10 protein-coding genes are annotated in these 13,282 nt (G+C 27.6%); 5 read left to right on the top strand and 5 right to left on the bottom strand.

What is annotated here, in order from left to right; genetic code table 4:
- Positions 1–66: 66 nt before the first annotated feature.
- Positions 67–1,608 (bottom strand): hypothetical protein, encoded by a 1,542-nt coding sequence (locus tag CP520_RS01240; RefSeq protein WP_096862670.1) that lies wholly within the window; start codon positions 1,606–1,608, stop codon positions 67–69.
- Positions 1,608–2,585, bottom strand: coding sequence for a DNA polymerase III subunit delta (gene holA, locus CP520_RS01235; RefSeq protein ID WP_157755771.1), 978 nt, complete (start codon positions 2,583–2,585; stop codon positions 1,608–1,610). The genes CP520_RS01240 and holA overlap by 1 nt, the downstream gene beginning before the upstream one ends.
- Before the next feature lie 203 nt (positions 2,586–2,788).
- Here holA and rpsT point away from each other — a divergent pair, with 203 nt between their 5' ends.
- Positions 2,789–3,034 carry a 30S ribosomal protein S20 gene (rpsT, locus tag CP520_RS01230; RefSeq protein ID WP_096862668.1) on the top strand — a complete coding sequence of 82 codons (246 nt, stop codon included), beginning with the start codon at positions 2,789–2,791 and terminating at the stop codon, positions 3,032–3,034.
- A 58-nt stretch (positions 3,035–3,092) separates the two neighbouring features.
- On the opposite strand, the gene CP520_RS01225 is transcribed toward rpsT, so the two are convergent.
- Entirely contained in the window at positions 3,093–5,144 is a 2,052-nt protein-coding gene (locus CP520_RS01225) for a ComEC/Rec2 family competence protein (protein ID WP_096862667.1), read from the bottom strand.
- A 304-nt stretch (positions 5,145–5,448) separates the two neighbouring features.
- Positions 5,449–8,103, bottom strand: a complete 2,655-nt coding sequence (locus CP520_RS01220; protein ID WP_096862666.1) for a valine--tRNA ligase — start codon at positions 8,101–8,103, stop codon at positions 5,449–5,451.
- 315 nt (positions 8,104–8,418) lie between these two features.
- Here CP520_RS01220 and CP520_RS01215 point away from each other — a divergent pair, with 315 nt between their 5' ends.
- The 4 genes from CP520_RS01215 to CP520_RS01200 all read left to right on the top strand — a co-directional run bounded on the left by CP520_RS01215 (position 8,419) and on the right by CP520_RS01200 (position 10,709).
- Positions 8,419–8,712: a hypothetical protein gene (locus tag CP520_RS01215; protein WP_096862665.1), complete on the top strand. Its 294-nt coding sequence runs from the start codon at positions 8,419–8,421 to the stop codon at positions 8,710–8,712.
- A gap of 94 nt (positions 8,713–8,806) precedes the next feature.
- Complete coding sequence (locus CP520_RS01210; RefSeq protein ID WP_096862664.1) at positions 8,807–9,208, top strand: hypothetical protein; 402 nt, start codon at positions 8,807–8,809, stop codon at positions 9,206–9,208.
- A gap of 93 nt (positions 9,209–9,301) precedes the next feature.
- Positions 9,302–9,589 carry a hypothetical protein gene (locus CP520_RS01205; protein WP_096862663.1) on the top strand — a complete coding sequence of 96 codons (288 nt, stop codon included), beginning with the start codon at positions 9,302–9,304 and terminating at the stop codon, positions 9,587–9,589.
- Positions 9,590–9,719: 130 nt separating this feature from the next.
- Complete coding sequence (locus tag CP520_RS01200) at positions 9,720–10,709, top strand: hypothetical protein (protein WP_096862662.1); 990 nt, start codon at positions 9,720–9,722, stop codon at positions 10,707–10,709.
- A gap of 35 nt (positions 10,710–10,744) precedes the next feature.
- On the opposite strand, the gene CP520_RS01195 is transcribed toward CP520_RS01200, so the two are convergent.
- A complete protein-coding gene (locus tag CP520_RS01195) occupies positions 10,745–13,210 on the bottom strand; it encodes an MATE family efflux transporter (protein WP_096862661.1) in 2,466 nt (821 codons plus the stop codon).
- Positions 13,211–13,282 lie beyond the last annotated feature (72 nt).

Below are 13,282 nucleotides of genomic sequence, written 5' to 3'. Positions count from 1 at the left end.
TTTCTTAACCTTCCCCTTTTACAATAAAAAATAAAAGTACATTTTTTGTACTTTTATATTCTAACATTATTTATTTTTGTCTTTTTTATCATCTGAATCATTATCAGATTTTGAATTGTCTTCTTTTGGTGTTTTTGGTTTTTTCTTAAATTTTGATTCCAGTCATAATGAGAATTTAGATTTTGGTCTTAAAACCGCTCCATCTTCATCGTCGAATAATTCTGGACTCATATTGTATTTGTGACCTTGGTAAGCTGCCATAACTGCTCTTTGGTATTCAGCGTTTGCTAAAGCAATTTTTTGGCGATCTTGTTTTGGGTTTAAGAAACAAGTAACTAAACACATAACAATAGTTAATGATAAGAATGCTAGCGCTACATCCATAAAGGCACAAATTCCTTTAACTGGATAAACATCTTCCATTCCGTTTCATCATTCGTTGACTAAAGTTGTACTATAACCATCTGACTTATCAAAATACTTATTAAAGAATTTGTCTCATGTAGATTGTAGTTCATGTGGATTTGCATAGTGATAAATTTGAACAATTGTTATTGCAAAGAAAATAATTGTAAAGATTAATGCACCATAACCAACTCTGTATTTTTGGATTGTGTTTTTTGGTTTACTAAAGCATATGAATCCTAGATAAATCGCAGGAATTGCATATAAAATATATGTAAATACCATCATAAATCCTGTTCCTTGAGTTGTATCAAGGTGAAATTTTACATTATTTATATCTGCTATCGTTTTTGTTCCTTGAACTATTTGTCCATTTTGAACATCGTTCAAGTGTCATTTCATCATTGCTTCTTGTAATTGAGCATTACCAATTTTATCTAAAGAATCACTTAAAGTAAATGTTGTAGCGCTTGCTCAAGCATTTGCAGCAATTAAGATAATTGCTGAAATAATCACAATTACTCCTAAAACGATTTTGAATGTAGGCATTCATTTGGGTTTAGTTTTGTAAGGATAAAATCTTGGGTCTTGAGTTGGAGGTTGAGGCATATTTTGCATCACACTCTCAAACATATTTTCAGCTTGATTATAAGCTTGTTGGTCTGCTTGAGTTTGTCCAGCATTAGCACCAGCTCCAGCTGCTCCTCATTGTTGTTGATTATATTCTTCTGTTTTTTTACGAGATTCTTCTTCTTTTAATTTAGCTTCTTTTTTCTTAAGCTCTTCTTCGTCATAATGCGCCACTTTTTGTGGAGTAATTCTAGCATCTAGAAGAACTGTTTCTGAAGTAAAGGGAAGATTATTGTGTTCTAATTCTAATCTATTAGTGTCAAAATTTTTATTTGAGTAAGCGATGAAATCAGAATAATCTTGATACATTTTTTCAACAGAACGATCATTTAATCTCTCAAAACGTAGTTTTGTATCAGTGATAATCACGATTGCTTTAGCAAAAGTAGTTGATCATTGTTCATCTTTATATTTAGCATCATGTTCTTTTTCTAAAGTGATTAAATCATTTACTAAAGTAACTGCTTGTTGACGATACTCTAAGTCTCTTAAAATTCAATATTTTAGTTTGTCGTTTTTAACTACGTTATAAAGTAGTTCAACAATACTGTGATAAACTTTTTGTGAATCCATTACTTCACTCCTTTCATTGTTTTTAATAACTCTATTTCTGAAATAATTTCGGAATTAAGTTGTCCGTTAACTAGTAAATTATTTAAATTATAAAGTATTAATATTTTATCATTTAATGCTTCAATATCGAGTTTATTATTCTTTTGTAAAACCATTTTTACTCGATATGGATGAGCTTTTAATAATTCGGCGATTTCTTTCTCACTCTTATGTTGTTTTTTTAAGATTAAACAATCACGAGTGAAAGAAATATTACTTGCTAAAAGATAAATTAAGTTAATAAAGTCATTATTTAAATCAATATAATTTTTAAATTCATGAATAAAGTTTGAAACTTCATCATTAATAAAATAATCACTTAGTTTAAAAATATCAACTTCAGCATATCTTGTTAAGTTATCATCAATCACTTTTCTAGTGATTTTTTCATTATTTAAAGCAGATAACTTTTGAATTTCATTATTAATCACAACTAAATCATTTGGGATTTGAGATAAGAAGTAATTAATATCTTTATTTGAAATTTCTTTTCCGCTACTTTGAAATTTCTTTTCAACATATTCAAAAATTTGCTTATCAGTTAGTTCTGGAATTTCAATAACTTTACATTTATCTTGAAATTCTTTAGAAATCTTAGCTTTTTTGGAAAGTTTTTCATAACAAACAGTAAAGATAATGGTTAAATTTTCATTATTAGTATTTAAGATTTCTAACATTTGGTTGTTATAGTCTTTTTGTTTCTTTTCTTTTTCTGATAATTTCTTATCAGTTAAGAAATAACAGTCATTTAAAATAATAATTTTAGGATCATCAAAGATAGTTCTAGTTCTAACATCTTGTAAAACTAAGTTAAGGTTAGAATCTAATCAAGAATATTCATGAATTTCAGTTTCACTGTTTTGTTCTAATTCTTTTTTAACAATTTTATTAACTTGTTTTTTAATTAGGAAAGTATCAACACTATAAACTAAATACAAAACTAATCAAACTCCCTTATAACCCTTTTTCTAATTTTAATTATACTAGATAACATTCACCATAAAATTAAACCTATCAATTTGGTTTATGATATTTCTTTTTAATTAAAATTATGACAATAATTAACTTAATTCTTTTATAAGTATTTTTTGCTATAATTTAGAAGTATTGGCAAAGAAACAATTTGTAAGGAGTTGAATTTATGGCAAATATCAAATCACAAAAGAAACGTGTTTTAACTAACGAAAAATCTCGTATGGCTAACAAAGCGTTAAAATCTGAAGTGAGAAAAGCTGTTAAAAAAGCTAAAATCGCTAAAGCAGAAGACGCAGCAAACAAAGTTGAATTAATCAACGAAGCTGTACGTTTATTAGATAAATCACAATCAAAAGGTGTATTTAAACCTAATAAAGTAGCAAGAGAAAAATCTCGCTTAATGGCTGCTTAAGACAAATCCTGCAAATATATATATTTTGTAAAAGTAACTAAGAAATTAGTTACTTTTTTTATTTAAAGAAATAATTTGTTTGATTATTAGTAATTTTATATGGAATATGTAAATCATTTAACGTTTTAATTGTTTCTTCGTTTGGAAATTTTCTCATCCCACGATTTTCTCCAGATATAAAAACTATTTTTGGTTTTATAAAAGATAATAACTCATAAGAACTACTAGTTTTACTTCCATGATGTCCTAACAGCATATAATCAATCGGATTTGCATTAATACTTAAAACAAATTGTGAGTCATTTAAAAGAACTTGTTCTTGATCTTGTTCTAAATCTGACATAATTAAGAAATTATTGTGATTAAAGTTAACTAAATAAACTAAACTATTATTATTTTCATTCTTATTTAACTGGTTTCTATTAAAAATACTAATTATCGCGTTTGAAAAACGATATGCTTCTTTTGCATTTTCTCTAGTAACAACTTCTTTAATTTTGATATTGTTTTTAATTAAATTATCAAATTGATTGTAATGATCATCATGAAAGTGGGAAATAAAGATACAATCAATTTTCTGGATTCCATAATAATTTAAATAACTAGGAAGAATGTTTTTTGATTGACCAGGTCCAACTCCAACATCAAATAAAACAATCTTTTTTCTTTGTTTAAAAATTAAAGATTGTCCATTTCCAACATTTAATAATTCCATTCCCTCTTTAAAGAAAATTAATTTATAAACGAATAATCAAATAATACTAATAATTAATAAACTAAAAATACTTCATTTTAAGATTTCATGTTGTTGGTTTATTAAAAAGACCTTTAATAAACTAAAATAAAATAAGTATCAATATAATGGGATAAAGCCACAAGCATAAAAAATATTAACTGGTTTTAAAAAGATAAACTGATTAACTAAAATTTGATCAATAAAATTATAAACAACAACAATTTTAGGAATTCAGAAACTTAGTAAAACAAAGATATTTAAGATTCCTAAAATTGGAGCAAATAACAAATCAAAAACTTCGTTTAAATAATAAAAACGATAATCGACAATCATATTTACAACTCCAAAACTTAAATTACAAATAATTAAGTTAAAGATAATTTGTTTTCAAAAGCTTTTAAGCGGATTGTATTTTAAAAAGATTAAAGCTGCTAAATAATATAAAAATATTTTAGTTTGAATTAAACTATTATCTAAACTAATTAAACAAGAATAAACAATTACTCATATCGCTAGATTACTTGTTTTTGTTCTTCAAAAACTAAGAATATTTTTAACTAATAAAGTTAAACCAACTCTTGTTAAAATAAACGGAAAATTTAAAGTGAAAGCAAAGAATAATAAGAATAAATCTAAACTTAAACAATAAATATTGATTCCGATTTTATTTACATTAAATCTTTTCATCAATCTTTTAAATAAATAACTTAATAAAAAGATCGGTATTCCACTAAAGTTTAATAAATAACCAATACCTAAACTATTAATACTTTCATTTAATTCAATTGTTTTATCACGGTTGTTTAAAAGAAACACTTGAGCTAAATCATTGTTTAAGAAACGTTGATAAAACAAATTAAGTTGAGATAACCAACCTTTATTTTGATAAAAAATAGTTGATAGTTTTAATTCTTGATAGACCTGTTTTTGATTTAAGAACTTTTGAAAATCAAATTCATAATAATTACTTTTTAAATTAAGTTTTTCAAAAGTTCCAGAAATAATTAGCTTCTGATTTAAAACAACATTGTCATTTGGCAATTCAAAACGACTTAAATAATATTTATGAAAGCCTTTTCTTAAAATTAAATAACTTGGTTTTAATTCTTGAATCCTAAAAGTTTCTGATTGAAAGTTAATGTTTGTCATAAATTTTTCAGTTAAGAAGAAACCTATTAAAAAACTTATAAAGATTAAGAGAGTGAAGATAAAAGGTAATAGTCTTTCTTTTCATTTAAAAACGGTGAAAATGATTGAAACAAGCATTCCAACCAATAAGAAATATCATTTGTTTGTTGATAATAAACAACAAATTGTTGTAAAAGCAAAGTAGATCAGAAAATAAGTTGAAGGTTTTAAACTAATCTTAATCATATAGTTTGACCTTCAATTTCAAAATAACTTTGATCCAAATGATAATAAAAGTTATATATACTAATGTGATAATGCTTTTCAAAATCACTAATTTTATTTGGTTTAAAGTTAACTTTATTAGGATAAAGAAGATATTTATCTTTATATAATTCGATGTTTCTAAACTTTAAATCATATTCTAATTTAGGGATGCTTAAAAAGATAATTAGACTTCATAAGCTAATTATCAAAATTAAGACAAAAGAAAAACTAAGACGTTTTTTCATTTTCTAAACTCTCCTTCAATAAGAGTAAGAAAAAAGTCTTAGTTTTTTTCGCTTTTTAGTTCATTTATTTTTAATTCCAAGTTTTTGAATTGTTCTTGGTAGTTTTGATATTTATCTTTTTCTTGTTGAACTTTTTCAGGTGCAGCTCTTTTTACAAAGTTTTCGTTCGCTAACATCTTTTCAGAACGATCTAGTTCTTGTTTTAGTTCAGCTCTTTTCGCTTCTAATTCTTCTAATTGTTTTTCAAAATCAAAGAATGTGGCATTATCAATTTCAATAAAGAAAGTATCTACTGGAATTGAAGTGATTTTTTTATTAGTTAAATCTAAGTTGTTATCAACTTTAGTATTAACAAAGTTTTCTAAATAATCATTTATTAAAGCTAAATGGTTATTAATTAATTGTTCTTGTTCAGAAGTTAAATTAGATAATTTAGCATCTAAATGAACATCTTTTTTAATATCATTTGAAGCTCTAAAGTCACGCAAAGCAGTAATCATTTCAATTACATAATTAATGTAATCTGATTCAAATTCATGTTTAGTAGTATCAATTGTTTCTTCAAGAATTGATTTTTTCAATCCTAATTTTCCATAGATTTCTTCTGTTACAAACGGAATAAATGGATGTAATAAGATTAAGATTTCTTTTAAAACATAGAATAGAACTTGTTTAGTATCACTATCCCCATTGTTTAATTCAACTTTTGAAAGTTCAATGAATCATGAACAATATTTATCTCAAACAAAGCTATATAGTTCTCTTCCAACAATTCCAAATTCGTATTTTTCAATGTTTGGAATAATAACTTCTTTTAATGAAGTTAATTCACTTAAAATTCATTTATTTGCATCTGATAAATTAGCATTATTTGTAATTTCATCAATGTTCATTGGTTTGAAATCATCACCAAGATTCATTAAAACGAATCTTGAAGCATTTCAAAGTTTATTAATAAAGTTTCAAGCATTACGAACTTTTTCTTCGCTATATTTAATGTCTTGTCCTGGAGTTGAGTTAGTTGTTAAGAAGAATCTTAAAGCATCAGCCCCATATTCATGAATTACATCCATAGGATCAATTCCATTTCCTAAAGATTTAGACATTTTACGACCTTCAGAGTCACGAACTAAACCATGGATTAAAACATCGTCAAATGGTTTTTCATCAACAGCTTCTAGGCTTTGGAAAATCATACGAGCAACTCAGAAGAAAATAATGTCATATCCAGTTACTAAAACAGAAGTTGGGAAAAAGGCTTGAAAGTATTCGTTTTGTTCTTGAGCATCAGGATTTCACCCTAATGTAGCCATTGGTCATAATCCTGATGAGAATCAAGTATCAAGAACATCTGGGTCTTGAGTTCAATTTTCTGTATCTTTTGGCGGGTTAACACCAACATACATTTCATCAGTTTCATTATGATATCAAACAGGAATTCTGTGCCCTCATCATAATTGACGAGAAATAGTTCAGTCATGAATGTTTTCCATTCATTTTTTTAAGACTTCATTAAAACGTTCTGGGAAAAATTTAATAGCATCATCAGAAGCTTGTAAATCTAAAATCATTTTTGCTAATGGTTGCATCTTTACAAATCATTGAGTTGATAAGTAAGGTTCAACAATTGCATCAGATCTTTCAGAATATCCAACTTGATGGTCAATATCTTCAATTTTAATTAAGTCATCAGCTTTTTTAAGATTTTCAACAATCTTATCTCTAGCAGCAAATCTATCTAGACCTTCATATTCATTTCCACCCATTTCATTAACAGTTCCATCTTCGTTTAAACAAATTGGCATTGCTAAGTTGTGGCGTTTTGCGATTTCAAAGTCATTAATATCATGAGCTGGAGTTGCTTTCATAACTCCAGTTCCAAAGTCTATTTCAACATAATCATCCCCAATGATTGGTAAAGTTTCTCCATTAACAGGGTTAATAACTTCTTTACCAATGTATTTGTTATAACGTTCATCATTTGGGTTAACTACGATACATTGATCAGCAAACATAGTTTCTGGTCTTGTTGTAGCAACTTCTAAATACTTATCTTTATTATCTTTAAATCTGTATTTAAAGTAATACATTTTTCCCGGTGTGTCTTTATAAATAACTTCCACATTAGAAATGGCAGTTTTTTGTTGTGGGTCTCAGTTTACAATTTGTTTTCCTTTGTAAATTAAACCTTTGTTGTACATATTTACAAAAACTCAATTAACTAAATGGTTAATATCTTCATCTAAAGTAAATTTTTCTTGGCTATAGTCTAATGATAAACCGATGGTTTTTCATTGTTGACGAATGGTTTCAGCATATTCTTTTTTTCAATCTCAAGCTCATTCTAAGAAACCTTCGCGACCTAAATCAAAACGATTAATTCCATTATTTCTCAAACGTTCTTCAACTTTAGATTGCATTGAAATTCCTGCATGATCCATTCCAGGTAAGTAAATAGTTTCATATCCACTTAGCTTTTTAAAACGAATTAATGCATCTTGTAAACTTCCATCTCAAGCGTGACCTAAATGTAATTTACCAGTTACATTTGGTGGTGGTAAAACGATTGAAAATTTAGGTTTATTGCTTTTTGGATTAGCTTTAAAATAACCATTTTCAACTCATCAATCATATCTTCCGTTTTCAACTTCATCATGATTGTATTTTTTACTTAATTCATCAGTTTTAGCCATTAAAATTTATCTCCCTTTAAGTTTTCTTTCAATGATATGATTTTACAATATTTTTCAAAACTTTATAAGTATCATTCCCTATTCAGAAAAGAAAATTAGTTTATCAATCAATAATTGCTATAGTCATATTCCTATATAGCCTGTAGAAAGAATGAATTATGACTATAGCAAGTAAAAACTAAGTAATTTAATTAGAAATGACTTCCTTTATAACAATTAATTAATGTTTATCGTTAAAATATAGATAAGTGGTTTTTACTTTTAAAGATTTATCTACTACCACATATTATTTCTATAGAAGGGAGTTAATAAATTATGGATAACCAAAAATTTGCTGCTAAAAATTATTTAAACAATTATAGAACAATGATTAGTATGGCTTATGTTTTTGCAATTTTAGGGACTATTTTATTTTCAATCTTAATCATTCCAATGTGTTGAATGATTCCAATGACAATTAGAATGAAGAAAAAAACTTATTCAACTGACATCACTCGTTGTGCTGGTTGAGGTACATGTGCTTTCTTCTTCTTAAGCTTCCCTGCTGCAGTTTGTGCTTGAGTTGCTCACACAAACTTTAGAAGATTCAATAGAGCTTTACAAGCTTAATAAAAAACTTAAATTAAAAATAGTAATTTGTTTTCCCAAATTACTATTTTTTTACTTTAAAATCATATGGTTGCTTACATGGAGGTATCAAAACATGCAAACAAAAAGAGATTATGCAAACAGTTATAAAACTATGATGACAATTGGTTATGCTTTTGCAATTGTAGCTTGTGTTGGTTGTGGATTATTATTCTTAAGTTTCTTATTTCAAACTTTAGGAGGATATTACTACACTGAGGATGGAATTATTTTAATGGTTTGTGCCATTATTCCGTTCGCTTGAGCGATCCCAATGACATTAAGAATGAATAATAAAAGAAGAGCTAGTGAACCTAGCAAGTGTCTTGCTTTAGGAATTTGTTCTATTATTTTCTTAGGATTAGTTTCAGGTATTTTTGTAACTATTGCTCACACTTACTACAATAAATGACAAACAGCTCCACCTGACTTTGGAAATTTTAGTCAAGTGAATGTTGATATAGAATCAAAAGATTAATAAAGTTTTTTTAACCCTCTATAAGTTTTTTAACTTGTAGATGGGTTTTTCATTTAAAATAAAAATATTGTTTATAAATAAGGAGAAATATAAATGTATAACGCTAAACAAAATGCTGCAAACAATTATAGAACAATGATGACAATTGCCTATGCTTTTGCAGTAGTTGCTACAGTAATTGGAGCATTTGCAATTATTCCAATGTGCTGAATGATTCCAATGACAATTGCTATTAACAATAAAAGAAAAGCTGCAATGCCTCAAAAATGTTTAGGATTAGGAATTTGTTCTTTAATCTTTTTAGCATTGATTCCAGGAATCTTTGTTATCATTGCATACACTTTCTATAGCAAATGAGAAAATACATCAACTGTATTATAATAAGTGTCTGAACCTGATAAGTATCAGGTTCTTTTTTTTATTCTTCATAAACCAATTTGTTTATAACCCTAACATTACTTCTTATTTTTAGTAAAATTAGAAGGTACTGAAAAAAGGAGACAAACCAAAAATGAATCGTGAAATCCTCGAAGAGTTGGATAAGATAGATTCTGATAGTAAAGATCAAATAAAATCACCAGATGATATATCAAATGACTTTTCAAAATTAAAAGTTGTTCATAGTTGACTTTACTGATTTGCAGTTACGTCTTTAATTGTAATTACACTTGTAACTATTGGAGAAATTCCGTTACTAATTTTAAATAGAAAACCAGAAAAACTATGAATTAACTTAGTTGTTACCATCATAGTTATGTGTTGATCTTTTGGAATTTACTTCATCCTTTTCCATAGAGGAGTTACAAGTTATGAATATGATGATGCATATTATTATTCTGGAAAAACTATCCGTCGCTTACATGAAGTAACTTATGTAAATGACGCAATGTTAGTTTTTGCCTTAATTATTTGTACCATCGATTTCTTCTTATTCTATGGAGCTGATATGACTATGCTAACTGGATCTGATAACTTAACTTATTATAAAGATGCAATGCCTATCTTATTAGCAATTTCAATTTTAGTTCCAGCTTTAATTGTTCCTATCTTAATGCAATTCATCAACCGTTCTTTAAAAAACGGAAAAGACTTCCGTCACTTTGATGAATGAGTTAAAATGAACGGAATTTCTAAAGTTAACTATATTGATAAAATTGATTACAATGCTGAAGACTTTTCATGAAAACAAGTTTCATCAGATTTAGAATTAAATCCTGATGTACTTATTTTCGACAACTCATCAGAAAATAAATCAAAAGAACAAATTGATTTATATAACAAAATCCAAATTAAAATTGTTAAAGAACTATTGGTAGTATTTAATTCAAATAATACAAAACGCTTCCAATATTTAAAACAAATTACAACAAAACGTAATAAACAAAACAGATTGTATATTAAAAAAACAATCCGTAACTCAAACAACGTAAGTAGAATTAAAAAAATAGATCAAAAGAACCAAGTTCTTTCTCTATTAGCAACACCCTACTTCGAAGCTTAACAAAAAAAGATTCAAGAGTAATTCTTGAATCTTTTTTAATCGACTTTTTTATCAGTTCTTTTAATTTGTTTTCAACGTTTCTTTTTAACTTCCGCTTCTTTGTTAGCTGGAAGTGCTCATAAAGGTTGAGGTTCAATTGGAGAAAATAATACTTCTCATGGAGTTAATTTCTTTTCTCCACTAACGATTTTTTCGTATTTAGCATCATGTTTGTCCATTTTTTCTTGAAGGTTTTGACGACGAATATTGTAAGCTTTAACAGTTTCTTTAATATCATCTTCTTTTGTAGCAATATTAATACTTACTGTAATCTTATAAATTTCTTTCATTTCTTTTTGATCTAGTAATTTAATTGCTGTATCTCTTGGGGAGATTCCAAAAGTAAACACATCAAATTTGTATTTTTCAGCAACTTTAATACGTTTAATTTTTTCTTTGTAATAGATTTGTTCTTTATTTAAATCATATTTTGCAAGAAGAACTTTATGTTTTTCATTAACTTTTTCAGTTTTCGCTTTAATATCATCAAGTTTGATTTCATAACTATCTAATACAGCTTTTTCAGCTTCTTTTGGATTAGTTTGTTGACTTGCAGTTTGTAATTCTTTATTTTTTCAAGCAATCAATTCAGATTTTTGTTCTTCAATTTCTTTAGTTTCTTTGTCTAACTTGTCGTTTTTACCTTTTAATCAACGATTTAGGTTTTTAATAGAAGCTTGAGTAGACATTGTAACTTCGTTTTGAGCTGCATCTTGAAGAGTTGGTGATTTGAAATCATCAGGTAAATCGTTAATTGCATATCTTGCGATTTCTTTTTTAGCTAATCTGTATAGGAAGAAGAAAGCAACCATTGTAGCTGGAATTTCACTTAATCCGTTTAATAAGAAGATTGCTCAATCGCCAGTTCCATCAGGTGTTTTTCTAGCGATAGCTCAACCAATTACAATAAATCCAACACCAAAAATTAATGAACGGAATACCGCTGTAATTGTTGCATCAATTGGATGACCTGTTCCTTGGAATAAGGATAAAGCACTATAAGAAATTGCCGCAAAGACAATTCCACAAACATATGCCATAAACCATCATTTTAATTCTGCTGGCCCATCAAAGGCTCTCATCATAGGGCCTCCTGCGACAGCAATTAAGATTAAGCAGAAGACTCCTCAAACAATACTCATTAAAACGTGGATTCTTCAAATTTGAACTAATCTGTATCGTTTTTGAGCACCTTTACAGTATGAATAGTTGGCATTAGCCCCTTCCATCATTCCGATAATTGGTGCGTATAAGATGTTCATTCATGGGAACGCAGATGACATAACTCTTAATGTTGGTGAAATATAAGTTGTATCAGTAACCCCACCTTCATAAGTAACAACAATTGCATCACGAATTTCTGGTCCATTATGTGCTGTTGTAATTAGTAATGTAGTTACAAAGTTAGAAACAGCGAAGATAAAGTTTGCTAAGAATGGTGATAAACCATTTAATCAAATTTGTCCTGCAGTTTTTAATTTCAATTGAACGTGTTTAAAGTTTGGTCTTAATAAGGTGTTTTTAGAAAAACAAATAACCATTAAAATGGCAATAATAGCAAATGATCATGCTAAGAATGATCCATAAACGGCTGCTTGCATTTTCTTATCAGGTGCAGCTGCGTTCATGAAAATTTCTCCAAAAACAACGTTTAAGATAACTGAAGCTAAGTTAATTCCGATTACTCATCACACTTTTCCTTCAGTTCTTAATAATGTTGATAGGAATGCAGATAAAGCTAATAATGGAAATCCTCAAATAAACATTTGAGTATAACTGTTTGATAGCATGAAGATTAATGAAGTATCATGCATACTATAAGAAATATTAGCTTGAGCTGTAATAATGTATGGCGCTACAAAGTGTAGAACTAGAATACCAGCCGCACTAATAATTAAAGTTTGGATTAATCCGTTTACTAAAACACTATCCATTCTTTGTTTATCACGAGCACCCATTGCTTGACCTCATTGAATTGAGGTTCCAACAGCTGTTAATAATGATAAAGCAGATAATAAAGTAATAATCGTATTTGAATATTGAGTTGAAACATTAATTAGCTGCTTCGCAAATAATAATCCATTATCATTTCAATTTCCAATACTTCCAATGGAAGTATGATCAATCGATATTGGTGTTGTACCAGATAAATTATTATGTAGATAACCAGTAATTTTGCCATCTATAACCATTGATAAAACATTATCAACAGCGAAATTTAAAGCTAATTGTTTATCAACGATTCCGTATAATGAGTTAACCAATTGAATGATAACCATTGGCCCAGCCATAAACATTAAAGCCTTAAAAGGTGTTGCATAACGCATAATTCACTCACGTTTAGTAAATAAAGAAGATTGTTTGTCAAAGTTATCAGTGCTTTTATCATCTTTATTATTAGAAGCATCATTTGAAAGGCCTTCTAATTCATCTAGAGTGGTTGTTTGTCCGTTATTATCCATTTATATCCCCTTTCTGTTAATAAATTTTGTTGATTTTTCGGACTATGAAAAGTCTTTTTACGTATTAAATAA

Origin of the sequence: Mesoplasma lactucae ATCC 49193, from assembly GCF_002441935.1 — a bacterium.
GTDB lineage: Bacteria > Bacillota_I > Bacilli_A > Mycoplasmatales > Mycoplasmataceae > Edwardiiplasma > Edwardiiplasma lactucae.
This window is presented reverse-complemented; position numbering and strand designations above follow the sequence as displayed.